The sequence below is a fragment of the Actinotalea lenta genome (assembly GCF_030586465.1).
GTDB lineage: Bacteria > Actinomycetota > Actinomycetes > Actinomycetales > Cellulomonadaceae > Actinotalea > Actinotalea lenta.
In genome coordinates this window covers 2062685-2084589 of record NZ_JAUQYP010000001.1, presented here as the reverse complement: position 1 = coordinate 2084589, position 21905 = coordinate 2062685, and the positions used below count along the sequence as shown (strand labels likewise).

Annotated in this window: 27 protein-coding genes and 1 pseudogene; 9 read left to right on the top strand and 19 right to left on the bottom strand. The window is 72.7% G+C overall.

All coding sequences use genetic code 11. The features are described 5' to 3' along the window. The first annotated feature begins 79 nt into the window (after positions 1–79). Positions 80–934 carry an aldo/keto reductase gene (locus Q6348_RS09975; RefSeq protein WP_304601142.1) on the top strand — a complete coding sequence of 285 codons (855 nt, stop codon included), beginning with the start codon at positions 80–82 and terminating at the stop codon, positions 932–934. 80 nt (positions 935–1014) lie between these two features. On the opposite strand, the gene Q6348_RS09970 is transcribed toward Q6348_RS09975, so the two are convergent. The 3 genes from Q6348_RS09970 to Q6348_RS09960 form a co-directional block, all read right to left on the bottom strand. After that, positions 1015–2142, bottom strand: a complete 1128-nt coding sequence (locus Q6348_RS09970) for an SPFH domain-containing protein (RefSeq protein ID WP_304601141.1) — start codon at positions 2140–2142, stop codon at positions 1015–1017. Beyond that, positions 2139–2651 (bottom strand): NfeD family protein, encoded by a 513-nt coding sequence (locus tag Q6348_RS09965; protein WP_304601140.1) that lies wholly within the window; start codon positions 2649–2651, stop codon positions 2139–2141. Before Q6348_RS09965 ends, Q6348_RS09970 begins: the two co-directional genes overlap by 4 nt. Positions 2652–2775: 124 nt before the next feature. Continuing rightward, entirely contained in the window at positions 2776–3585 is an 810-nt protein-coding gene (locus tag Q6348_RS09960) for an ABC transporter ATP-binding protein (RefSeq protein ID WP_304601139.1), read from the bottom strand. Between the two features lie 61 nt (positions 3586–3646). On the opposite strand from Q6348_RS09960, the gene Q6348_RS09955 reads away from it, so the two are divergent. Further along, positions 3647–4420, top strand: a complete 774-nt coding sequence (locus Q6348_RS09955; protein WP_304601138.1) for an Rv1486c family protein — start codon at positions 3647–3649, stop codon at positions 4418–4420. Here Q6348_RS09955 and glgA read toward each other — a convergent pair. Beyond that, positions 4399–5604 carry a glycogen synthase gene (gene glgA / locus Q6348_RS09950; RefSeq protein ID WP_304601137.1) on the bottom strand — a complete coding sequence of 402 codons (1206 nt, stop codon included), beginning with the start codon at positions 5602–5604 and terminating at the stop codon, positions 4399–4401. The genes Q6348_RS09955 and glgA overlap by 22 nt on opposite strands. A gap of 98 nt (positions 5605–5702) precedes the next feature. Between glgA and glgC the strand changes: the two genes are divergently transcribed. Further along, positions 5703–6944, top strand: a complete 1242-nt coding sequence (gene glgC, locus Q6348_RS09945; protein WP_304601136.1) for a glucose-1-phosphate adenylyltransferase — start codon at positions 5703–5705, stop codon at positions 6942–6944. A gap of 352 nt (positions 6945–7296) precedes the next feature. On the opposite strand, the gene Q6348_RS09940 is transcribed toward glgC, so the two are convergent. The 5 genes from Q6348_RS09940 to fabG form a co-directional block, all read right to left on the bottom strand. Next, the gene (locus tag Q6348_RS09940) at positions 7297–7473 is read right to left on the bottom strand and encodes a hypothetical protein (protein ID WP_304601135.1); all 177 of its coding nucleotides are present in this window, start codon (positions 7471–7473) and stop codon (positions 7297–7299) included. A gap of 188 nt (positions 7474–7661) precedes the next feature. After that, positions 7662–8903 carry a DUF1015 domain-containing protein gene (locus Q6348_RS09935; RefSeq protein WP_304601134.1) on the bottom strand — a complete coding sequence of 414 codons (1242 nt, stop codon included), beginning with the start codon at positions 8901–8903 and terminating at the stop codon, positions 7662–7664. Between the two features lie 68 nt (positions 8904–8971). Next, positions 8972–9502: a SixA phosphatase family protein gene (locus Q6348_RS09930; RefSeq protein ID WP_304601133.1), complete on the bottom strand. Its 531-nt coding sequence runs from the start codon at positions 9500–9502 to the stop codon at positions 8972–8974. Positions 9503–9509: 7 nt separating this feature from the next. Further along, positions 9510–10277: an enoyl-ACP reductase FabI gene (gene fabI / locus Q6348_RS09925; RefSeq protein ID WP_304601132.1), complete on the bottom strand. Its 768-nt coding sequence runs from the start codon at positions 10275–10277 to the stop codon at positions 9510–9512. Between the two features lie 75 nt (positions 10278–10352). Beyond that, complete coding sequence (fabG, locus tag Q6348_RS09920; RefSeq protein WP_304601131.1) at positions 10353–11069, bottom strand: 3-oxoacyl-ACP reductase FabG; 717 nt, start codon at positions 11067–11069, stop codon at positions 10353–10355. A 138-nt stretch (positions 11070–11207) separates the two neighbouring features. On the opposite strand from fabG, the gene Q6348_RS09915 reads away from it, so the two are divergent. Genes Q6348_RS09915 through Q6348_RS09905 form a run of 3 tightly spaced genes read left to right on the top strand, consistent with a single transcriptional unit; the run spans position 11208 to position 12602 of the window. Next, positions 11208–11528, top strand: coding sequence for a DUF3099 domain-containing protein (locus Q6348_RS09915; protein WP_304601130.1), 321 nt, complete (start codon positions 11208–11210; stop codon positions 11526–11528). Beyond that, positions 11518–11748, top strand: a complete 231-nt coding sequence (locus tag Q6348_RS09910) for a hypothetical protein (RefSeq protein ID WP_304601129.1) — start codon at positions 11518–11520, stop codon at positions 11746–11748. The genes Q6348_RS09915 and Q6348_RS09910 overlap by 11 nt, the downstream gene beginning before the upstream one ends. Next, entirely contained in the window at positions 11745–12602 is an 858-nt protein-coding gene (locus Q6348_RS09905) for an SURF1 family cytochrome oxidase biogenesis protein (RefSeq protein WP_304601128.1), read from the top strand. The genes Q6348_RS09910 and Q6348_RS09905 overlap by 4 nt, the downstream gene beginning before the upstream one ends. A 41-nt stretch (positions 12603–12643) precedes the next feature. Here the strand turns inward: Q6348_RS09905 and Q6348_RS09900 are convergent, their stop codons facing one another. Together Q6348_RS09900 and Q6348_RS09895 are read right to left on the bottom strand one after the other, a co-directional pair. Further along, on the bottom strand, positions 12644–12889 hold the full coding sequence (locus Q6348_RS09900; protein ID WP_304601127.1) for a helix-turn-helix domain-containing protein: 246 nt from the start codon (positions 12887–12889) through the stop codon (positions 12644–12646). A gap of 56 nt (positions 12890–12945) precedes the next feature. Continuing rightward, on the bottom strand, positions 12946–14544 hold the full coding sequence (locus Q6348_RS09895; RefSeq protein WP_304601126.1) for an ABC-F family ATP-binding cassette domain-containing protein: 1599 nt from the start codon (positions 14542–14544) through the stop codon (positions 12946–12948). A 145-nt stretch (positions 14545–14689) separates the two neighbouring features. Here Q6348_RS09895 and Q6348_RS09890 point away from each other — a divergent pair, with 145 nt between their 5' ends. Genes Q6348_RS09890 through Q6348_RS09880 form a run of 3 tightly spaced genes read left to right on the top strand, consistent with a single transcriptional unit; the run spans position 14690 to position 16615 of the window. Continuing rightward, positions 14690–15268, top strand: coding sequence for a biotin transporter BioY (locus tag Q6348_RS09890; protein WP_304601125.1), 579 nt, complete (start codon positions 14690–14692; stop codon positions 15266–15268). A 31-nt stretch (positions 15269–15299) separates the two neighbouring features. After that, positions 15300–15995, top strand: coding sequence for an energy-coupling factor ABC transporter ATP-binding protein (locus tag Q6348_RS09885; protein WP_304601124.1), 696 nt, complete (start codon positions 15300–15302; stop codon positions 15993–15995). Continuing rightward, on the top strand, positions 15992–16615 hold the full coding sequence (locus Q6348_RS09880; protein WP_304601123.1) for an energy-coupling factor transporter transmembrane component T family protein: 624 nt from the start codon (positions 15992–15994) through the stop codon (positions 16613–16615). The genes Q6348_RS09885 and Q6348_RS09880 overlap by 4 nt, the downstream gene beginning before the upstream one ends. Before the next feature lie 112 nt (positions 16616–16727). On the opposite strand, the gene Q6348_RS09875 is transcribed toward Q6348_RS09880, so the two are convergent. The 8 genes and pseudogenes from Q6348_RS09875 to sufD all read right to left on the bottom strand — a co-directional run bounded on the left by Q6348_RS09875 (position 16728) and on the right by sufD (position 21868). Further along, on the bottom strand, positions 16728–17048 hold the full coding sequence (locus tag Q6348_RS09875) for a PDDEXK family nuclease (RefSeq protein WP_304601122.1): 321 nt from the start codon (positions 17046–17048) through the stop codon (positions 16728–16730). A gap of 47 nt (positions 17049–17095) precedes the next feature. Beyond that, positions 17096–17368: pseudogene (locus Q6348_RS15740) on the bottom strand (type IV toxin-antitoxin system AbiEi family antitoxin); the annotation flags it as partial. Between the two features lie 64 nt (positions 17369–17432). Continuing rightward, positions 17433–17747: a metal-sulfur cluster assembly factor gene (locus tag Q6348_RS09870; protein WP_304601121.1), complete on the bottom strand. Its 315-nt coding sequence runs from the start codon at positions 17745–17747 to the stop codon at positions 17433–17435. After that, positions 17744–18211: a Fe-S cluster assembly sulfur transfer protein SufU gene (gene sufU, locus Q6348_RS09865; protein WP_304601120.1), complete on the bottom strand. Its 468-nt coding sequence runs from the start codon at positions 18209–18211 to the stop codon at positions 17744–17746. Before sufU ends, Q6348_RS09870 begins: the two co-directional genes overlap by 4 nt. Further along, a complete protein-coding gene (locus tag Q6348_RS09860) occupies positions 18208–19503 on the bottom strand; it encodes a cysteine desulfurase (RefSeq protein ID WP_304601119.1) in 1296 nt (431 codons plus the stop codon). Before Q6348_RS09860 ends, sufU begins: the two co-directional genes overlap by 4 nt. Positions 19504–19536: 33 nt before the next feature. Continuing rightward, on the bottom strand, positions 19537–20292 hold the full coding sequence (sufC, locus tag Q6348_RS09855) for a Fe-S cluster assembly ATPase SufC (protein WP_304601118.1): 756 nt from the start codon (positions 20290–20292) through the stop codon (positions 19537–19539). A gap of 29 nt (positions 20293–20321) precedes the next feature. Continuing rightward, positions 20322–20645: a non-heme iron oxygenase ferredoxin subunit gene (locus Q6348_RS09850; protein ID WP_304601117.1), complete on the bottom strand. Its 324-nt coding sequence runs from the start codon at positions 20643–20645 to the stop codon at positions 20322–20324. Continuing rightward, the gene (sufD, locus tag Q6348_RS09845) at positions 20642–21868 is read right to left on the bottom strand and encodes a Fe-S cluster assembly protein SufD (RefSeq protein WP_304601116.1); all 1227 of its coding nucleotides are present in this window, start codon (positions 21866–21868) and stop codon (positions 20642–20644) included. Before sufD ends, Q6348_RS09850 begins: the two co-directional genes overlap by 4 nt. Between the last annotated feature and the right edge of the window lie 37 nt (positions 21869–21905).

Below are 21905 nucleotides of genomic sequence, written 5' to 3'. Positions count from 1 at the left end.
CGTTCTCTCAGGGCGAACACGGCCGCTCGCGCACGCGAACCACCAGGACGCATCGACCCGATGGGGCCAGGGTGGAGACATGAACGCACCACAGGTACCCCTTGTTCGACTGTCCGACTCCGCGTCCATCCCGCAGCTCGGGTTCGGCGTGTTCCAGGTGCCCCCGCCGCAGACCGCCGACGTCGTGGCGGAGGCCCTCGAGGTCGGCTACCGGCACATCGACACCGCCCAGATGTACGGCAACGAGGAGGGCGTCGGGCGCGCCGTCGCCTCCTCCGGGCTGGACCGCAGCGACGTGTGGATCACGAGCAAGCTCAACAACGGCTTCCATCGCCCCGATGACGCGCGGCGCGCGTTCGACAGGACGCTCGAGGCGCTGGGCAGCGACTACGTCGACCTGTTCCTCATCCACTGGCCGTTGCCCACGCAGTACGACGGCGACTTCGTGTCCACCTGGCGGGTCCTGACCGAGCTCCTCGCCGACGGCCGCGCCCGCACCGTCGGGGTGTCCAACTTCCAGCCGGCGCACCTGGACCGGATCGTCGCCGAGACCGGGGTGGCGCCCGCGGTCAACCAGATCGAGGTGCACCCCTACCTGACCAACGAGGAGGCGCGCGCCGCCACGCACCGGCACGGCGCCGTCGTGGAGGCGTGGTCCCCCATCGCCAAGGGCTCGGTGCTGGACGACCCGACGGTCACCCGGATCGCCGAGCGGATCGGCGCCACGCCGTCGCAGGTCGTCCTCGCCTGGCACCTCCAGCGAGGCGACATCGTGTTCCCGAAGACCACCCACCGTGCTCGCATGGAGGAGAACCTCGGGGCGCTGGGTGTGCAGCTCAAGGACGACGACGTGTCGGCCATCTCGGGGCTCGACCGCGGCGAGGACGGCCGCACCGGCCCCAACCCGGACGTCTTCGACTACATCCCGTCCTGAGGGCCGGGCGCCTCAGTGGCCGGCGGGTCACCGAGGCGCCGGCCAACCGCTCGTCACGACGGGGGCACGTCAGGGTCGCATCACTGCTCGGGCGCCGGCGGGATCGGCTGCTGGTCCACGACCGACCCTGCGCCACGGTGCGGGTGGATCGCGTCGGACCGGTTCGCGTCCTCGGTCGCGGCCGCGGACTCGCGGCGCGCCTCGGCGAGCGCCTCGGCCGGGTCGGCCAGTGCCGACGGCAGCTCCGAGGAGTCCACCGGTGACGTCCCCGGCGGTCGGCTCGAGACCGGGACGTCCTCGCCCGGGCCGCCACCGCCGAAGCCGTGCGCGATGGACTTGAGCGCCGCCGTGAACTCGGTGGGCACGAACCAGACCTTGTTCGACTCGGTCCGCGCGATCTCCGGGAGCATCTGCAGGTACTGGTAGGCCAGCAGCTTCGGGTCGGCGTCGCCGCGGTGGATGGCGTCGAACACCTGGAGGATGGCTCGGGCCTCGCCCTCGGCCCGCAGGATCGCTGCCTGGGCGGCCCCCTCGGCCCGCAGGATCGCGGACTGCTTCTCACCTTCGGCGGTGAGGATCTGGGACTGCTTGACGCCCTCGGCCGTGAGGATCGCGGCACGCCGGTCCCGCTCGGCGCGCATCTGCTGCTCCATCGCACCCTGCACGCTGGCCGGCGGGTCGATCGCCTTGAGCTCGACGCGGTTGACGCGTACGCCCCAGCGCCCGGTGGCCTCGTCGAGGACACCGCGCAGCTGCCCGTTGATCTGGTCGCGGCTCGTCAGCGTCTGCTCCAGGTCCATCGAGCCGACGACGTTGCGCAGCGTGGTCACGGTGAGCTGTTCGATACCGACCACGAAGTTCGCGATCTCGTACACCGCGGACTTGGGATCGGTGACCTGGTAGTACACGACCGTGTCGATGCTCACCACCAGGTTGTCTGACGTGATCACCGGCTGGGGCGGGAAGGAGACGACCTGTTCGCGCAGGTCCACCTTGCGGCGGATCTGGTCGACGAACGGCACCAGCACGTGCAGGCCGGCGTCCATCGTCCGGGAGTACCGGCCGAGCCGCTCGACGATGTAGGACTCGGCCTGCGGGACGATGCGCACCGCGCGCACCAGGGCGACGATCACGAAGATCGCCACCAGGCCCAGGACGAGGTAGAGGATCAGCTGGTTGGCGCTGATCGACGGGCTGTCGATGGTCATCGAGGCTCCTCCGGCCGGGTCGGGTCGACGTCGGGTGAGTGGGTGGGGCCGGTCGTCGGGCTGTCGTCGAGCGGTCCGACGATCGCGGTCGCCCCGTCGATCCCCAGCACGACGACCTCCTGGTCCTCGGGCAGCACCACCCCGGGGCGTGCACGCGCCGACCAGACCTCACCGGCGAGCTTGACCCGCCCGTCCCGGTCGGTCACCTCGGTGACCGTGATCGCCTGACGGCCGACGTGCGCGGCGGTGTTGGTCTCGACCAGTGGGGTGCGACGCCGCAGGTTGCGCAGCAGGTAGGGCCGCAGCACCAGGAGCATGACGATCGACGTCCCGGCGAAGGTCAGCACCTGGACGATGATCCCGACGTGGAACAGGCTGACGATCAGCGCGGCGACGGCGCCCACGGCGAACATCAGCAGCACGAGATCGAGCGTGAAGACCTCGATCACGGCCAGCACGATGGCTGCCACGAGCCACCACGCCCAGTGGATCTCGACCTGCGGCCCCATCGCACTCCTCGTCGCCGAACGACCCTGTCGATCGTAGCGGCGCACGAAGCGCCCGCCCCGGACTTCCGGCCGGTGCGTGCCGCGCCGTCGGCCATCCGGCGGCTATCCGGCGGCTATCCGGCGGCTATCCGGCGGCGCGAGCCGACCAGCGGTCGCCGTGCCGGTCCACCACGAGGTCGACACCGAACGCCTCGCTCAGGTGTCGGCCGGTCAGGACGTCCTGCACGGGACCTGCAGCATGGACGCGCCCATCCCGCAGCAGCAGCAGGTGCGTGAAGCCCGGGGGGATCTCCTCCACGTGGTGGGTCACGAGCACCAGGACAGGCGAGGCCGGGTGCCCGGCGAGCTCGGCCAGTGCCGCGACCAGCTCCTCGCGACCGCCGAGGTCCAGGCCCGCGGCAGGCTCGTCCAGCAGCAGGAGCTCGGGGTCCGCCATCAGGGCGCGCGCGATCTGAACGCGCTTGCGCTCCCCCTCCGACAACGTTCCGTAGGTGCGGTCGGCGAACCGCTCGACGTCGAACGCCGCCAGCAGTGCCCGCGCGCGCTCGTGGTCCAGCGCCTCGTACGCCTCCCGCCAGTGCGCCGTCATGCCGTACGCCGCGGTGAGGACGACGTCGAGCACCTTCTCGCTCGCGGAGATCCGGTCGGCAACCGCGGCCGAGGCCACGCCGACCCGCTGGCGCAGCTCGAAGACGTCCACCCGGCCCAGCCGCTCACCCAGCACGTCGGCGGTCCCGGTGGTCGGGTGCATCCGGCCCGCAGCGATCTGCAGCAGCGTCGTCTTGCCCGCCCCGTTGCGTCCCAGCACCACCCAGCGCTCGCCCTCGGCGATCCGCCAGGACACCTGGTCGAGGATGGTGGTGCGGCCGCGCCGCAGCGTCACGTCGGTCAGCTCCAGCACCCCGCTGGAGGGATCGGCGGTCGTGGTGCTCATGGCGCTCGACCCTACCTGCGCCGGCGACCGCCGCGGACGCGCCAGGCCGTAGGTTGGAACCGTGGAGACGCACCGACCCCTGCCGCGCTCGGTGCTCCTCGCGCTCTGGCTCGCTCAGCCGCCGCGGACCCGAAGCCAGGCGCGCCACGCCATGGCCGCCATCCAGGGGGACGACGAGCCGCACGTGGTCGAGGGCCTCACCCCGCAGCCGACCGGACTGGACCAGCTGCTCACCGGGCTGGGCGAGCTGCGTGAGGTCGCGGCCGTCCTGCCCGTCCCCGGGGACCTCGGCGTGCCCCCGGACGTCGCCGCCCTCGCGGCAGACGCCGGGGAGTGCGTCCTCGCGCTGGGCGAGGACGGAGGCTGGGCGGTGGTGCCCGAGATCGAGGAGTTCGGCTCCCTCGGGGACCAGGGACATCTGGTCACCTGGCGCCTGCGAGCCCTGCCGAGCGGGCGCCGGTCGCTGGTCGGCGCGTTCGGCACGCTCGGTGAGGCCCAGGCCGACCTGCGCGCCACGCTCCGACAGGCCGTGACCGCCCTGGACGACCTGGACGTCGCGCGGTGGCGACCCGAGGCCGCTGAGGCTCTCGCCCAGCTGCGCTCGGCGCCAGGACTCACCGACCTCCCGCCGGTCGACCAGCGGTGCCTGAGCACCCTGCTCGAAGCGGCCCGGCTCCAGATGATCGTGGAGCTCGCCACGAGCGACGAGGGCGGTGCCGTCAACGTCTGGCAGGCCGACCAGCGTGCCACCGCACTGCGCGAGGTGGGTCGTGCCGCACGCCGCGCCGTCGCGGCCGCGACGCTCGCCGCGAGTCAGCCCAGCACGGACCGGTAGACCTCGACGGTGCGCTCGGCGATCGCCTCCCAGGCGAAATGGTCCTCCACCCGCCGCCGGGCGGCGACGCCCATCTCGGCGGCGCGCCGCGGGTCCGCTGCGACCCGGGTCAGGGCGTCGGCGAGGTCCGCGACGAACTCCTCTGGGTTCACGGGCGTGCCCGTGCCGTCCTCGACCTGATCGATCGGAACCAGGGTGCCCGTCACACCGTCGTCGACCACCTCGGGGATGCCGCCCGTCGCGGTACCGACGACCGGCAGCCCGCAGGCCATCGCCTCGAGGTTGACGATCCCGAGCGGCTCGTAGACCGACGGGCACGCGAACACCGTGCCGGTGGACAGCAGGGCCACGACCTCGCGACGGGGCAGCATCTGCGTGATCCACACGACGCCGTCCCGCTTCGTCCGCAGGTCCGCGACGAGGCCGCTGACCTCGTCCATGATCTCCGGCGTGTCCGGGGCGCCCGCGCACAGCACCAGCTGGACGTCCGCGGGGAGCCGCTCGGCGGCGCGCAGCAGGTAGGGCAACCCCTTCTGGCGGGTGATGCGGCCCACGAACACCACCGACGGCCGATCGGGGTCGACCCCTCGGGCCTGGACGCTGGCCCGTGCGGCGGCGACCTCCGCCTCGCCCTGGGGACGGCGCCAGCCCGCCAGGTCGATGCCGTTGTGCACCACGACGACGTCGTCCGGGTCGAGGCTCGGGTAGCTGCGCAGGATGTCCGCCCGCATGCCGGCGCTCACCGCGATGACCCGCGCCGCCCCCTCGTAGGCGGTGCGCTCCGCCCACGACGAGACCCGGTAGCCGCCGCCGAGCTGCTCCGCCTTCCACGGTCGCAACGGCTCCAGGCTGTGCGCGCTGACCACGTGCGGCACGTCGTGCAGCAGGCTCGCCAGGTGGCCCGCCATGTTCGCGTACCAGGTGTGCGAGTGCACGAGGTCGGCGCCGGCCACGTCCTCGGCGATCTGCAGGTCCACGCCCAGCGTGGCGAGGGCGGGGTTCGCCCCGGCCAGCTCGGCCGGGACGTCGTAACCGGTGACGCCCTCGACGTCCCGCGGGCCGTCGAAGCACCGGACCCGCACGTCGAGGTGCCGCCGCAGGACCGCGGACAGCTCCGCGACGTGCACCCCGGCCCCGCCGTACACATGGGGCGGGTACTCGCGGGTGAGGAGGTCGACGCGCACGTTCTCACCCTAGCCGTGCCCGGGCCGCCGGGACCCGCGGACGACGCACGTCGTGCGCGATCCTGGCAGCGGACCGCGCCGCGCCCTAGGGTGAGCCCATGGCAGCGCCGCGGGTCCTGACGATCGTCCTCGCCGGTGGTGAGGGGAAGCGACTGATGCCCCTCACGGCGGACCGCGCGAAACCCGCCGTGCCGTTCGGCGGGATGTACCGCCTGATCGACTTCGCCCTGTCGAACCTGGTCAACTCGCGCTACCTGCAGATCGTGGTGCTGACGCAGTACAAGTCGCACAGCCTGGACCGGCACATCGCCAAGACCTGGCGGATGTCCCCGCTGCTCGGGAACTACGTCGCGCCCGTCCCGGCACAGCAGCGGGTCGGCAAGCACTGGTACCTCGGCAGCGCGGACGCGATCTACCAGTGCCTGAACACCATCACCGACGAGAAGCCCGACATCGTCGTCGTGGTCGGCGCGGACCACGTGTACCGGATGGACTTCTCCCAGATGGTCGCGTCGCACGTGGAGTCGGGTGCCCGCTTCACCGTCGCCGGCATCCGCCAACCGATCGGGATGGCCGACCAGTTCGGCGTCATCGAGACCCGGCCGGACGACCCGCGCCGGATCGCCGCCTTCCTCGAGAAGCCGAGCGACCCGGTGGGGCTCGCGGACTCCCCCGGCGAGATCCTCGCCTCGATGGGCAACTACGTCGCGGACGCCGACGCCCTCATCGAGGCCGTCACCAAGGACGCCGACAACCCCACGTCACGCCACGACATGGGCGGCGACATCGTCCCGTGGTTCGTCGAGCGCGGCGAGGCGGGCGTCTACGACTTCGTGCAGAACGACGTCGCAGGCTCGGCCGACCGGGATCGAGACTACTGGCGTGACGTCGGGACCCTGGACGCCTACTACGAGGCGAACATGGACCTCATCTCGGTCAACCCGGTGTTCAACCTGTACAACTCCGCCTGGCCGCTGTTCAGCGGCTACCAGAACCTGCCGCCGGCGAAGTTCGTGCACGCCGGCCCTGGCCGGCTGGGCCACGCGGCAGACTCCGTGGTGTCTCCCGGCGTGCTGGTCTCGGGAGCCACGGTGACCGGGTCGGTGCTGTCCCCGCACGTGTACCTGCACTCCTGGTCCTCGGTGAGCGACTCGGTGCTGCTGGACAGCACCGAGGTGGGCAGGCACGCCCAGGTGCACCGCGCGATCCTCGACAAGAACGTCGTCGTGCGCGAGCGCGCACGCGTCGGGCTGGACCACGAGCACGACCTGGCCCGCGGGTTCACGGTCACCGACGCCGGCGTCACGGTAGTCCCGAAGGGCACCGTGATCGACAGCTGAGTTCGACAGCTGAGGACCGCGGCACGGCGATCCGCTGAGCCAGGCCTCCGGGCGGCCCTCGACGCGATCGAGGCTCGGCGGTGCGGCGCGACATCCGGTAGCCGATGCGCGGTCGGACGCGCTCCCCCGACGGTGCTCGGCGGCCCATGCGGCGAAGCGGTGCTCAGACCCCGACCCGTGCGGAGGCGTCCGCAGCGTGGAGCCGAGCCGGGCCGCCGACCCCCTTCGCCGCGTCAGCCGCCGTCCCACCATCGCCGACGTCGCCCGCCAGCTCACGGCCCCGATGGCATGGCGGCCCGGTCAGTGGCTCACCGGGAGATGCCGGGGCATGCGTCCCGGGCGGCGGTGGATCTCAGTCGAGCAGGGGGAGCTCGAGGTCGTAGGCCAGAACCACGGCTCGCGCCAGCTCGAGCTCCTGGGCGGCACTGAGGTAGCCGACGGCGGCCGAACAGGTGGGTCGGGACGGGTGATGGGCGGCTCTTGTCCAGATGGACCAGGCCGATCTCGCGCGGACGAGACCGTGGAACATCCGGCACGGCATTCGCGCCGGATGTTCCACGTTGGTCTGTGGAGGCCCGGCTCATCGGCAACGGATGCGGCGGCGCGGGGCGCGCTCCTCGTCGAGGGCCGCCCGGCTGCGACTCAGCGGATCACAGGATCACGCCCCGCTACCGAGCTCGCACCGCGCTGCCGGACTGGTCGACAGCCGACGCCCTCTCAGGCGAACGGGTGGACGAACAGACCCGAACGCAGCTTCGGCTCGAACCACGTGGACTTGGGAGGCATGACCTCGCCGAGGTCCGCGACGTCCATGACGTCGGCCGTCGACGTCGCCGGCAGGGCGAAGGCCACGCCGTCGGCCAGCGCGTCGACGCGACGCTCGAGCTCTCCCGTCCCGCGGATGCCGCCGACGAACGTGATGCGGGCGTCGGTCCGCTGGTCCGTGATTCCCAGCACCGGCCCGAGGACACGCTCGGCGAGCACCGCGACGTCCAGCCTCGCGATCGGGTCCGACTCGTCCACGACGCCGTCGCGGGCCGTGAGCAGGAACCAGTGCCCGTCGGTGTAGACACCGACCTGGTGCCGGGCCGGGTCGGGAGCCGTGTCGACGGCCTCCACCGTGAACGCCTCTTCGAGGGCACCGAGCAGCTCCGGCACGCTCAGGCCGGCCCGGTCCGCGACCACCCGGTGGTAGGCGAGCACGGTGAGCTGGTCGGCGGCCAGGACGGTTGCCGGGAAGAACGCCGCCTCGGGCGCCTCGGACTCCTCGGCGACCCGTGCCGCTGCCGCACACCGGTGGTGCCCGTCGGCGACGTACAGCGTGTCGATGGACGCGACCGCGTCCACGACGCGTGCCACGACCTCCGCGTCGGTCACCTCCCACAGGGTGTGCCGGACCCCGTCCGCGGAGAACGCGTACTCCGGCTCCGCGCGGGTGACACCCTGGATCACCTCGGCGACCGCCGCCGCCCCGGCCTGGTCGGACCGGTACATCAGCATGACCGGTTCGTCGTGCGCACCCAGCACGGCGATGTGGCGCGTGCGATCGTCCTCCTTGTCCGGCCGCGTGAACTCGTGGGTGGCGATCCGGCCCGCACGGTAGTCCGCAGCGGACACACAACCGACCACGCCGGTCTGCGCGGCGACCACCGACCGGCCACCGAGCTCGATGGTCATCTCCTGGCGATACACCAACAGAGCGTCCGGCCGCTCGACCAGCACGCCCCGCCGCGCCGCGTCCGTGAGCGCGGCTCGCGCCTGCGCGTAGGCGGCGTCCGAGTGCGGGTCGCCGTCCGGCAGGTCGATCTCCGGACGGGAGACGTGCAGGAAGCTGTCCGGGTTGCCGGCCGCCAGCGCGGCGGCCTCGGCGGTGTCGACGACGTCGTAGGGCGGGGCCGCCACCGCCTCGACCAGCTCACGGGGCGGGCGCAGGGCACGGAAGGGTCGCAGGGTTGCCACGGCGGCACTCTGCCACGGCCCCGCACCACCGGGTACCGGTGTCCCGGTCCTCGAAAGGGGCGCTGCGATCAGTGCGGCGACCGGACCACCTCGAGCAGCCGCAGCGCCGACCGGTCGACCCCCACCCACTCCTGCACCTCCAGCACGGCGAAACCCGCCGTGGGCAGGCCCGCGTGCAGCTCTCGGAGGTCCCCCACCGGTGGAGTCGGGTCGGCCAGCAGCGTGGCGGCGACCGACATGGTGGGTTCGTGCCCGACGACCAGCACTGTCGCGACCCGCTCGTCGGTCCGCCGCACCAGCGCCATGACGTCGCGCGGGCCCGCGTCGTAGAGCTCGTCGGTCACCACGAGCTCCGGCTCGGGTATGTCGCCCAGGGCCTGGCGGACCAGGTCCCAGGTCTGGCGGGTCCGGACCGCAGACGAGACCAGGACCTGCTCGGGCACCAGCCCCGAGGTGGCCAGTCGCTGGCCGACGCCGACGCACTGGCGCCGTCCGGTCACCGCGAGCGGCCGCAGCTCGTCCGAGACCCCTCCGGCCGGCTCGGCCTTGGCGTGCCGCAGGAGCACCAGTCGGCGGCCGCCGGGACGGGGCGTGGTCATCAGCGGCTCACTGACCCATCGCGTGCACGCCGCCGTCGACGTGCACGATCTCGGCGGTCGTCGCCGGGAACCAGTCGGACAGCAGGGCCACCACAGCACGTGCCGTGGGTACCGGGTCGGAGACGTCCCAGCCGAGCGGAGCGCGGTGCGGCCAGGCCCCCTCCATCGCCTCGAACCCGGGGATCGACTTGGCCGCCGTCGTCCGGATCGGGCCGGCCGACACGAGGTTCACGCGGATCCCCTCGGGTCCCAGGTCGCGCGCCAGGTACCGCGCGGTGGACTCGAACGCGGCCTTGGCCACCCCCATCCAGTCGTACACCGGCCAGGCGAACGACGCATCGAACGTCAGGCCCACCACCGAGCCGCCCGCGCCCAGCATCGGGCGGGCCGCCACCGCGAGGGACTTCAACGAGTAGGCCGACACGTGCAGGGCCGTCGCCACGTCGTCCCACCCACCGGCCAGGAAGTTGCCTCCCATCACGGACTGCGGGGCGAAGCCGATCGAGTGCACCACCCCGTCGAGGTGGTCGACGTGCTCACCCAGCCGCTCGGTCAGCGCCGCCAGGTCGGCCTCGTCCGTCACGTCCAGCTGGACCACGGGGGCCTGCCGGGGAAGCCGCTTGGCGATCGCGGCGGTGAGCCGGGCCTGCCGCCCGAACGAGGACAGCACCACCTCGGCGCCCTCGAGCTGGGCGAGCCGGGCCACGTGGAAGGCGATCGAGCCCTCCGTGAGGACGCCGGTCACCAGCACCCTCTTCCCGTCGAGCAGAGCCACGTCGTGTCCTTTCGCCTGGTTCAGGGGTCGCACCTGAGACGGTACCCGCGTACGCCGCGCGAGCCGAGCCCCGTCTCAGTGCCCCATGCCCAGCCCACCGTCGACGGGGATCACGGCACCGTTCACGTAACCCGCGCCGGGCGACGCGAGGAAGGCCACCGCCTCCGCGACCTCCTCGGGGCTGCCGAAGCGTCCGGCCGGCACCTGGGCCCGGTAGGCGGCCACGCGTTCGGGTGGTAGCGCTGCCGTCATGTCGGTCTCGATGAAGCCCGGTGCCACGACGTTCGCCGTGATCCCGCGGGCGCCCAGCTCGCGCGCGAGGGACCGGGCCATCCCGACGAGCCCCGCCTTGGAGGCCGCATAGTTCACCTGGCCCTGACCGCCGAACAACCCGACGACCGAGGAGATCAGGACGATCCGGCCACGGCGCATCCGCAGCATCGGTGTCACGGCACGGCGCGCACACCGGAACGCACCGGTGAGGTTGACGTCGACGACAGCGTCGAAGTCCTCGTCCGTCATCCTCATCACCAGCTGGTCGCGCGTGATCCCGGCGTTCGCGACGAGCACCTCGACCGGCCCGTGCAGCTCCTCGGCAGCGCTGAACGCGGCATCGACCGAGGCGGCGTCCGTGACGTCCCCGATGACCGAGACCACCCCGTCGGGGACATCGCCCGTACGGTGCAGTGCGACCACCCGGTCGCCCGCAGCGACGAAGCGCTCCGCGATCGCGCGGCCGATGCCCCGGCTTCCCCCGGTGATCAGCACGCTGCGCTGGCTCGTCGGTTCCATGGCGGCGCCTTCCTCTCCGGCCCGGCACTCGCCGGGCACCGCCGCACCGTACCCCGAGGCCCACGGCGGACGGCGGACGGGAAGCGCCCCCGGTTCCTCGGACCGGCGGCGCAGCGGCGCCGGAGCTAGCCTGACGCGGTGCGACGACCGGGACGGGCCCGCGGCCGGGGGACGTCAGACGTCCCCCGGATCACGAGTGCGCGCGAGCCGCTCAGCGACGACCTGAGCCGGCGCACCCGGCGCTACCTCATCCAGATGGGGATCCGGGTGGTGTGCTTCATCGGCGCCGTCCTGGTAGACGGGTGGTTCCGGTGGGTCCTGGTGGCCGGCGCGGTCGTCCTGCCCTACGTCGCGGTGGTGCTCGCCAACGCCGGGCGCACGCGCGGGGAGGAGGCAGGTACCTTCGTCGAACCGCGACACATCGAGGCGGGGAAGGACGAGGACGACGGTGAGCACTGATTCCCAGCACGCCGAGGGACTGGTCTGCAGCGCCAAGGGCTGCCGGGCCCCGGCCGTGTGGGCCGTGCGGTGGAACAACCCGCGCATCCACGCCCCCGAGCGCCGCAAGGTGTGGCTCGCGTGCGACGACCACCGCCCGCACCTCGAACGCCACCTCGAGACGCGGCAGTTCTGGCGGGACACCGTCACCGTGGGCGAGCTGACCGAGGCGGACGGGTGAGTGAACGCGCCCGACGGGCGATCGCCACGTTCGCGGTGGCCACCCTGGTCTCCGCGGCCTGCGTCCTGCTCGGGCTGTGGCAGTGGCACCGGTACGTGGCGCGCAGTGCCGCGGTGGCGGTGGTCCAGGCCAACTACGACGCCGCACCCGTGCCGATCGGGCAGGGGGTCGGCGGCGACGCGACGGTCTCGGCCCCCGAGGAGTGGCACCCCGTGGCGGCAACGGGCCACTATCTCCCCCACGCCACGGTGCTCCTGCGCAACCGACCGGTGAACGGGACGAGTGGCTACCACGTCCTCGCACCGTTCCTGGTGCAGGACGGCGCTCTGGCGGGCACCGTCGTGCTGGTCGACCGCGGCTTCCTGCCGGCGACCGGGGACGCCGCGCGCGTTCCCTCCGTACCCCAGCCACCCACGGGCCAGGTCGACCTCGTGGCACGGCTCAGGGTGGCGGAGCAGCCGACGGAACGCCAGGCGCCCGCCGGCCAGGTCCAGGCGATCGACGTCGCAGCGGCCCGCTCCACGGCCGCACAGCCGTGGAGCGGGCCCGCCGTGCACGGGTATGCGCAGGCCGTGACCGAGGACGGGGCGCCGCCCGCAGGGCTGGGCTCTCTCGCCCTGCCGAGCACCGACCTCGGCCCGCACCTGTCCTACGCGTTCCAGTGGTGGGTGTTCGCGAGCGGCGCGCTCGTCGGCGCCGTCGTCCTGATCAGGCGGGAGGGCTCGGCGTCCGGACCCCGCCGACCGCCGCGTCGGCGCCACCCCACGGCCGAGCAGGAGGAGGACGCCCTGCTGGACGCCCAGGAGGCGGCGATGCGCAGGGCGACGTCGACCCCGCGGCGCGACCTGCCCTGACCTGTCCCCCGCGTCCGGGCCGAGTAGGCGGGGCCGCGACCTCAGCCCTGGTTGCGCAGCGCCGCGCGCCGCTCCTCAGCTGCCTTCCCCCGCGTGGCGCCCCCACGGCTGCGCATCGCGACGCCCGACTCCGCGAGGAGGCCGTGCACGAACCCGTAGGACCGGCCGATGTCGTCGGCGATCGACCGGATCGACTCCCCGCGCCGGTACCGCTCGATCAACGTGCCCGCCAGGTCACTGCGATTCTCGCCGGTGATGCGGGATCCCTTCGGGAGCTTCGAGCTCATCTGGTTTCCTCCTGGCCTGAGGTGTCCCAGGGCCACGACCCTGGAGACCACGCGGGTCACGCCAGGGAGACGAGATCCGCGTAGTCGTCGTTCCATAGATCTTCGTCCCCATCAGGCAGGAGCACCACTCGTTGCGGTGCGAGCGCCTCGACCGCGCCCTCGTCGTGGGTGACCATGACCACGGCCCCCGTGTAGCGGTGCAGGGCGCCGAGAACCTCGGCACGGCTCGCCGGGTCCAGGTTGTTGGTGGGCTCGTCGAGCAGCAGCACGTTCGCCGCCGAGACCACGAGCACCGCGAGCGCCAGGCGGGTCTTCTCCCCACCGGACAGCACAGCCGTGGGCTTGTCCGCGTCGTCACCGGAGAACAGGAACGAGCCCAGCACGGAACGCACCTGCGTGTCGGTCAGGTCGGGGGCGGCGTGGCGCAGGTTCTCCACCACCGTCATCGTCGTGTCCAGCGTCTCGTGCTCCTGGGCGTAGTAGCCGAGCTTGAGGCCGTGACCGGGCTGCACGGTCCCGGTGTCGGGTTCCTCGACACCGGCGAGCAGCCGCAGCAGGGTGGTCTTGCCCGCACCGTTCAGCCCCAGCACGACGACCCGCGAACCACGGTCCACCGCGAGGTCCACGTCGGTGAAGACCTCGAGCGAGCCGTAGGACTTGCTCAGGCCGGTCGCGGTCAGGGGCGTGCGCCCGCACGGCGCCGGCTCGGGGAAGCGAAGGTGGGCGACCTTGTCCGCGGCGCGCTGGTCCTCCAGGCCCGAGAGCAGTCGCTCGGCGCGCCGGGCCATGTTCTGCGCAGCGACGGCCTTGGTCGCCTTGGCGCGCATCCGGTCGGCCTGGGCGAGCAGGGCCGCCGCCTTCTTCTCCGCGTTCGCGCGCTCGCGCTTGCGCCGGCGCTCGTCGGCCTCCCGCTGAGCGAGGTAGGCGTCCCAGCCCAGGTTGTACTGGTCCAGCTCGGAACGGTTGGCGTCCAGGTGGAACACCTTGTTGACCACGGTGCGCACGAGGTCGACGTCGTGGCTGATCACCAGCAGGCCACCGGGGTAGACCGACAGGAAGTCCCTCAGCCAGACGATCGAGTCGGCGTCCAGGTGGTTCGTCGGCTCGTCCAGCAGGAGGGTCTGCGCTCCCGAGAACAGGATGCGGGCCAGCTCCACCCGGCGACGCTGCCCCCCGGACAGCGTGGCGAGCGGCTGCTCCAGGACACGCTCGGGAAGCCCGAGGTTCGCGGCGATCCGGGCGGCCTCGCTCTCCGCGGCATAGCCGCCCGCCGCGGTGAAGCGGGCCTCGAGCTTGGGGTAGCGCTCCAGCGCCTGGTCCCGCGTCGCGTCGTCCGCGGACGCCATCTGGCCTTCGGTGTCACGCATCCGGCGCACCAGGTCGTCCAGACCGCGCACCGAGAAGATCCGGTCCAGCGCCCGCTGGGACAGGTCGCCCGTGCGCGGGTCCTGCGGCAGGTACCCGACGTCGCCGGACCGGGTGATGCGACCGGCGGTGAGCTGGCCCTCGCCTGCCAGAGCCTTGGTCAGCGTCGTCTTGCCCGCGCCGTTGCGTCCCACTAGACCGATCCGGTCGCCCGGGGCGACCCGGAAGCTGGTGGGCTGCAGCAGGACACGGGCCCCGACCCGCAGCTCCACGTCGTGGGCACTGATCACTGAGGTTTCCTCCGAGCGGCGCGCTGGCGTACTGTCGCCCGGCACAGGCGACGCTCATCCTACGACCGGCTAGCCTCACGGGGACCCGACGAGGCTGCCATGCCCGGGCCCCACCCGGCCAGCCGATTCCCGCCCCGGAGGACCTGTGACCGACGACGCGACACCTGCCGCCCGCCACGCGGCCGCGACCGACATCGCCCTGGTGGGCACCGGCGCCGCTCTCGTGGCGGTGTGCTCCCTGCTGGCGATCCCGGTGGGCAGCGCCGGGGTGCCCATCACGCTGCAGACCTTCGGGGTGCTTCTCGTGGGTGCCGTCCTGGGCGCTCGGCGAGGCGCGTTCGCGGTGCTGCTCTACCTTCTCGTCGGCTTCGCGGGGCTTCCCGTCTTCGCCGAGGGCGTCGGCGGTCTGGCAACCTTCGGCCGGCCGTCGATCGGCTACCTCCTCGCCTTCCCGATCGCGGCGTGGGTCGCCGGCGCGGTCACCCACCGCGGGTCCCGGCGATGGACGGCACACCTGGTCCGCCTGGTGCTCGCGGTGACCGCCGCGACCCTGGTGGTGTACGCGATCGGCGTGCCGGTGCTCGCGCTGCGCATCGGGGTCGGCCTGCCGGAGGCGCTCGCGATCAACGCCGCCTACGTGCCGTTCGATGCCATCAAGGCCGTCGTCGTCGTGATCGTCGCCGGCGCGGTGCACCGCGCCTACCCGGACCTCGTACGGTCCTGAGGCCGGCGGTGGGCAGACGGTCGGGGCACGCGTGATCGAGCTCGAGCGTGCGGGCGTCACGGTGTCGGCTGCGGACGGCACCACCCGGGTGCTGCTGCACCCGACCACCGTGACGCTCTCCGAGCGCCGGGTCGCCGTGATCGGCGCCAACGGCTCCGGCAAGTCCACCCTCGCCCGGCTGGTCAACGGCCTGCGCCCACCCACCACGGGGCGCGTGCGCACACTCGGGCTCGACGTCGCCGAGCACGGGCCCGAGGTCAGGGCCCGGGTCGGGTTCGTCTTCACCGACCCGGACGCGCAGCTCGTGATGCCGACCGCGGTGGAGGACGTGGCCCTGTCCCTGCGGCGCAGCATCCCGAGGCGGCGTGAGCGTGAGGACGCCGCGCGGGCGTGGCTGGAGCGCATCGGCCTGGGCGACCGGGCGACGACGCCGGTGCACGCCCTCTCCGGCGGCCAGAAGCAGCTGCTGGCGCTCGCCGGGGTCCTCGCCACCGAACCCCGGGTGCTGGTGTGCGATGAACCGACCACCCTCCTGGACCTGCGCTGGCGGCGCGTCGTGGATGCCCTGCTCGACGAGGTCGACGCGCAGGTCCTCCTGGTGACCCACGACCTGGACGCCGCCCGTCGGGCCGACCGCGTCCTCCTCGTGCACGAGGGCCGGGTCCTGCACGACGGGCCGGCCGGCTCGACCGTCGACGCCTACGTCGCACTGATGGCGGTCCGGTGAGCTGGCTCGATCCGGCAGGCCTCTACCGGCCGGGGGCGACCATCGTGCACCGCTCCCCGCTGGGGGTGCGGCTCGGTGGGCTGGCCCTGCTCGGGGTCGGTCTCGTGGTGCTGCGCGGGCCGTGGTCCGCCCTCGGCGTGCTCGTCGTCACCGTCGTCCTCGCGGTGGTCGCGCGACTGCCGTGGCGGTCCACCCTGCGCGGGCTGGCGCCGGTCCTGGTCACGGCCGCGCTGGTGGGCGGCTACCAGACCTGGCGCCGCGGCTGGCCGGTGGGCGTCGAGCTCGCGGCGGACCTCGTGAGCCTGGTGCTCGCCGCGACGGTCGTCACGGTGACCACCCGGGCCGACGCGCTGCTGGACGCGGCCGTGCGCGCGCTGCGACCGCTGCGCCGCGTCGGGGTCGACCCGGAGGCCGTCGCGCTGGCCATCTCGCTCATGCTGCGCACGATGCCCGCCCTGGTCACCATGGCCGGCGAGACCCGCGACGCCGCCCGCGCGCGCGGCCTGGACCGCAGCCCCCGAGCCCTCCTGGTCCCCCTGGCCATCCGCGCGGTGGGTCGCGCCCAGACCACCGCCGAAGCCCTCACGGCCCGCAACCTCCCCCCACCGCAGCCCCGGTAACCCCTGGTGGTGATCAAGGAATTCCTGCCCACCCCAGGGGCTGATCAAGGAACTCGTGCCCACCCGAAGGCCGTGATCAAGGAATTCGAGCCCGCCGGTGCGCTGTCTGCGGTCACCACTCGCGCCGCGCGACGGGGCCCGCCCACCCGATCAGGTCCGCCACCACGCGCTCGATGGCCGGGCGCGCGCCGAGCACCTTCTCCCGGGTAGCCGCGACCACGGTCCACCCGAACCGGTGCAGCAGATCGTCCCGCCGGGCCTCGTCGGCGGCGATCTGCGCTCCGCGGTGCCACTCCTCGCCGTCGTACTCGAAGCCGAGGCGAAGCTCCGGGTAGCCGGCGTCGAGCCGGTAGAGCTCCCTCCCGCCGGGACCACAGGAATCTGGACCTCTGGCCTCGGGAGCCCGGCGTCCACGATCCGCAGGCGCATCCACGACTCGCCGTGCGACTCGGTCGCGGGCTCGCACAGCTCGGCGAGTTTGCGGGCCTTGGCGACGAAGCGCTGACCACGCAGGCGTGCGAGGAGGTTCCGGACGTCGTCGGGCGAGACCACGCCCCGATGGGCCCATTCGTCCAGGACGGCGAGCCCGATGTAGGACGGCGCCCAGCGCAGGAGATCCGTGGCGGTGCGCGTCGGTGTGGTCGCCGTGACACCGTGCCACGGTGGCGCGCAAAGCCCGGCTCGTGCCGACGAGGGCCGCCGAGAAGCACGTAGCCGCGACCCGACCCGTGGAACCCGAGGCCGAGCACGAATTCCTTGATCACCACCTCTGGGTGGGCAGGAATTCCTTGATCACCACCAGGGGGGTGGGTGGGGGCTAGACGTTGAAGCCCAGGGCTCGGAGCTGTTCGCGGCCGTCGTCGGTGATCTTGTCCGGACCCCACGGGGGCATCCACACCCAGTTGATGCGGAAACCGTCCACGATGCCGTCCAGCACCGCGGCGGACTGGTCCTCGATCACGTCCGTCAGCGGACACGCCGCCGAGGTCAGCGTCATGTCGATCACGGCGTGGTTGTTCTGGTCGACCACGACGCCGTACACCAGCCCGAGGTCGACCACGTTGATGCCGAGCTCGGGGTCGATGACGTCGCGCATCGCCTCCTCGACGTCGGCCACCGAGACGGGGCTCATCCCTGCTCTCCCTTCGTCGCCACGCCGGCCTGTGCCAGCGCGTCACGCAGCGCCGCCCAGCCGAGCAGCGCGCACTTGATCCTGGCCGGGTACTGCGCGACGCCGGTGAAGGCGGTCGCGTCCCCCAGCTCGTCCTCGAGGTCCTCGCTCAGCCCGGCGCCCCGGGCACGCATCAGCGCGCGGAACGTCTCGCCCAGCTGCTCGACCTGCTCGACCTGCTTGCCCTCGACCAGCTCGGCCATGACCGACAGGGACGCCTGCGAGATCGAGCAGCCCTGGCCGTCCCAGGAGACCGCGTCGAGGGTGCCGTCGTCGAGATGCACCCGCAGGGTCACCTCGTCGCCGCACGTCGGGTTGACCTGGTGGGACTCCCCGGTGCCGGGTCCGGCCAGGCCCTTGCCGTGCGGATGCTTGGCGTGGTCGAGGATCAGCTGCTGGTAGAGCTGCTCCATCGCGGAGCTCATGCCGCACCTCCCAATCCGAAGAACGGCCGCACGGTGGCCAGCGCCTCGCCGAAGGCCTCGACGTCGGCCAGCGTGGTGTACACCGACGCCGACGCACGTGCGGTCGCCGCGACTCCGAACCGCCGGTGCAGCGGCTGTGCGCAGTGGTGACCCACGCGCACGGCGACGCCTTGGTCGTCGAGCACCTGACCCACGTCGTGCGCGTGCACGCCGTCCACCACGAAGGAGACCACGGCAAGTCGGTCGGCCGGATCGGTGGGACCGATCACCCGCACCCCCGGCACGCGGGACACGACGTCCAGCAGCGCGCGCGTCAGCGCTGCCTCGTGCTCGGCCACAGCGGGCATGCCCAGCTCACGCAGGTAGCGCGCGGCGGCTCCCATGCCCACGGCCTGGGCGACCATCTGCGTGCCGGCCTCGAACTTCTGCGGCGGCGGGGCGTACGTCGCACTCTCCATGGTCACGACCTCGACCATCGATCCGCCGGTGGTGACCGGCGGCATGGCCTCGAGCAGCTCGCGCCTGGCCCACAGCGCCCCGACCCCGGTCGGTCCGAGCATCTTGTGCCCGGAGAATGCCGCCGCGTCGACGCCCAGGCTCGGCAGGTCCACGGGCAGGTGAGGCACGCTCTGGCATGCGTCCAGCACCACCAGGGCACCGACGGACCTGGCCACCGCGACCACGGCGGGCACGTCGGTGACCGCCCCGGTGACGTTGGACACATGGGAGACGGCGACCACCTTGGTGCGCGCGCCGACGACGTCGGCCAGCTGCTCCAGCTGGAGCCGACCGTCGTCGCCCACCCCGATCCAGCGCAGGGTCGCGCCCGTGCGGGCACACAGCTCCTGCCACGGCACGAGGTTCGCGTGGTGCTCCGCCTCGGTCACCACGACCTCGTCACCGGGCCCGAGCGCCAGGGCGCGGGCGGCCTGCCCGCCACGTCCGGCCGACGCGTTCGACATCGCGTACGCCAGCAGGTTCAGGCCCGCTGTCGCCCCCGACGTCCACACGATCTCGCCCGTGGCTGCCCCGACCAGTGTCGCCACCTCGTCGCGGGCCTGCTCGTAGGCCTCGGTGGCCTCCTCGGCGAGCTGGTGCGCGCCTCGGTGCACCGCGGCGTTGCGCTGGGTGTAGAACTCGAGCTCCGCGTCGATGACCACCTCGGGCTTCTGCGAGGTCGCCGCCGAGTCCAGGTAGACCAGGGGGCGGCCGGCACGCAGCGTCCGTCCGAGCAGCGGGAAGTCCGCACGGACCGCCGCGAGCTCACCGGCGCTCAAGGCCGCCGTCGTCATGTGTCCTCCGAGTGGGTGGTGATGGATGGCTGCTCAGGCAGGTGCCAGGAACCGGTCGTAGCCCTCGGCCTCGAGCTGCTCGGCAAGCTCCGGGCCGCCCTCCTCCGCGATGCGGCCGTCGACGAACACGTGCACGAAGTCGGGCTGCACGTAGCGCAGGATCCGCGTGTAGTGCGTGATGAGCATGACGCCCACCTCGCCGCCCTCGCGGACCCGGTTGATGCCCTCGGAGACGATCCGCAGCGCGTCGACGTCCAAGCCGGAGTCCGTCTCGTCGAGGATCGCGATCTTCGGCTTGAGGAGCTCCATCTGCAGGATCTCGTGCCGCTTCTTCTCGCCACCGGAGAACCCCTCGTTCACGCTCCGGTCGGCGAACGCCGGGTCCATGCGCAGCCGCTCCATGGCGGTCTTGACGTCCTTGACCCAGTGCCGCAGCGCAGGAGCCTCACCGTCCAGGGCGGTCTTGGCGGTGCGCAGGAAGTTCGACACGCTCACGCCCGGCACCTCGACCGGGTACTGCATGGCGAGGAACATGCCGGCGCGGGCCCGCTCGTCGACGCTCATCGCGAGCACGTCCTGCCCGTCCAGCCGGACCTCGCCGCCAGTGATCTGGTACTTGGGGTGCCCCGCCAGCGAGTACGCCAGCGTGGACTTGCCGGAGCCGTTCGGCCCCATGATCGCGTGGGTCTGACCCGAGGCGATGGTGAGGTCGACACCGCGCAGGATGGGCTTGGCGCCCTCCTTGGTCTCGACACTGACGTGCAGGTCGCGGATCTCCAGGGTGGACATCGGGTTCCTCTCGTGCGGAAGTCGCGGGGTCAGCCGACGTCGACGAGCACACGCTCGCCGTCGACGGTCACGGGGTAGACGGGGACAGGCTTGGTCGCGGGCAGCGCGAGCGGCTCGCCGGTGCGCAGGTCGAACCGCGACCCGTGCAACCAGCACTCCACGGTGGCACCCTCGACCTCGCCGTCGGACAACGAGACCTGGCCGTGCGAGCACACGTCCGACACCGCGTGCACAGCGCCCTCCTCGGTGCGCACCACGGCCACCTCGACCGTGCCGGCGGCACCCGGGAGCTCGACGCGGAGTGCACTTCCGGGCGCCAGGTCACTCAGGCGGCACGCTTCCTGGGCGCTCATCGCTCGCCCTCCAGGGCTGCCATGCTCGCGGCCAGCTCGTCCTCGATCGCGGCCAGCAGACGCTCCTCGACCTCGGGCACACCCACCTGGCCGATCAGCTCGGCGAAGAAGCCGCGAACCACGAGGCGCCGGGCATCGATCTCGTGCACGCCGCGGGACATCAGGTAGAAGAGCTGCTCGTCGTCGAACCGGCCGGTCGCGCTCGCGTGGCCGGCGCCCTCGATCTCACCGGTCTCGATCTCCAGGTTCGGCACCGAGTCGGCCCGGGCACCGTCGGTGAGCACGAGGTTGCGGTTGAGCTCGTAGGTGTCGGTGCCCTCCGCGTGTGCCTGGATGAGCACGTCCCCGACCCACACGGTGCGCGCGCCGTCACCCTGCAGCGCTCCCTTGTAGGTCACGCGGGAGCGGCACGAGGGCTGGTTGTGGTCGATGAAGAGCCGGTGCTCCTGGTGCTGGTCCGCGTCCGCGAAGTACAGGCCGAGTGCCTGGACGTCGCCGCCCTCGCCGGTGAAGCCGGCGTCCGGCGTGATCCGCACGACGTCCCCGCCCAACGTCACCACGACGTGCTTGACGGTGGCGTCCCGGCCCACGCTGAGCCGGTGGGCGGCGGCGTGCACCGACCCCGGCTCCCAGTCCTGGATGGAGACCACGGTGAGGTGCGCGCCGTCGTCCGCCTGGATCTCGACCGTCTCGGTCAGTGTCGCCGCGCCCACGTGGTCGATCACCACGACCGCCTCGCTGAGCTCACCCGCGTGCACCATGAGGTGTGCCGCGGTGGGCTCGCCCGTGCGGTCCAGGCCCTCGACCCGGACGCTGGTCGCGGACGACGCCACGGTCTGCGGCGGGACGGTCACGATGGTCGCGTCGGTGAAGCCGTGCCACGCGGTGACAGCGGTCCGGTCGCCCGGTCGGCCGACCGAGCCCAGCCGGGGGTCGTCCCGGCCGACGATCTCGACGCCGACCTCGGGGGGATTGACGACGGTCACCTGGACGCCGCCCTCCCGCAACCCTTCTCCTGCAGCGTCGAACAGGGGGGCGAGCCGGTCCATCGGGCTGAACCGCCACTCCTCCTCGCGCCCCGTCGGGACCGGGAAGTCGGCGGGGTCGAAGGACGTCAGGCGTGCGGCGCGGGACGCCTCCGGCACCAGGCCGTGGCTGTGCGCGCCGTCCGCGACGGCTCGGGAGTGGTCGGTCGGCAGGCTCGTGCTGAGCTCGGTGGTCATCTGCTGCTCGTGATCTCTCTCGTCGGTCGGGCCGAGG

Bases quoted from the DNA above. Each gene is read 5' to 3' on its own strand.
- sufD (WP_304601116.1), bottom strand. From the start codon at position 21,868: ATGACCACCGAGCTCAGCACGAGCCTGCCGACCGACCACTCCCGAGCC.
- Q6348_RS09975 (WP_304601142.1), top strand. From the start codon at position 80: ATGAACGCACCACAGGTACCCCTTGTTCGACTGTCCGACTCCGCGTCC.
- glgC (WP_304601136.1), top strand. From the start codon at position 5,703: ATGGCAGCGCCGCGGGTCCTGACGATCGTCCTCGCCGGTGGTGAGGGG.
- Q6348_RS09900 (WP_304601127.1), bottom strand. From the start codon at position 12,889: ATGAGCTCGAAGCTCCCGAAGGGATCCCGCATCACCGGCGAGAATCGC.
- sufC (WP_304601118.1), bottom strand. From the start codon at position 20,292: ATGTCCACCCTGGAGATCCGCGACCTGCACGTCAGTGTCGAGACCAAG.
- fabG (WP_304601131.1), bottom strand. From the start codon at position 11,069: ATGGAACCGACGAGCCAGCGCAGCGTGCTGATCACCGGGGGAAGCCGG.
- Q6348_RS09940 (WP_304601135.1), bottom strand. From the start codon at position 7,473: ATGTTCCACGGTCTCGTCCGCGCGAGATCGGCCTGGTCCATCTGGACA.
- Q6348_RS09860 (WP_304601119.1), bottom strand. From the start codon at position 19,503: ATGACGACGGCGGCCTTGAGCGCCGGTGAGCTCGCGGCGGTCCGTGCG.
- Q6348_RS09930 (WP_304601133.1), bottom strand. From the start codon at position 9,502: ATGACCACGCCCCGTCCCGGCGGCCGCCGACTGGTGCTCCTGCGGCAC.
- Q6348_RS09870 (WP_304601121.1), bottom strand. From the start codon at position 17,747: ATGAGCCCCGTCTCGGTGGCCGACGTCGAGGAGGCGATGCGCGACGTC.
- sufU (WP_304601120.1), bottom strand. From the start codon at position 18,211: ATGAGCTCCGCGATGGAGCAGCTCTACCAGCAGCTGATCCTCGACCAC.
- Q6348_RS09850 (WP_304601117.1), bottom strand. From the start codon at position 20,645: ATGAGCGCCCAGGAAGCGTGCCGCCTGAGTGACCTGGCGCCCGGAAGT.
- Q6348_RS09960 (WP_304601139.1), bottom strand. From the start codon at position 3,585: ATGAGCACCACGACCGCCGATCCCTCCAGCGGGGTGCTGGAGCTGACC.
- Q6348_RS09970 (WP_304601141.1), bottom strand. From the start codon at position 2,142: ATGACCATCGACAGCCCGTCGATCAGCGCCAACCAGCTGATCCTCTAC.
- Q6348_RS09965 (WP_304601140.1), bottom strand. From the start codon at position 2,651: ATGGGGCCGCAGGTCGAGATCCACTGGGCGTGGTGGCTCGTGGCAGCC.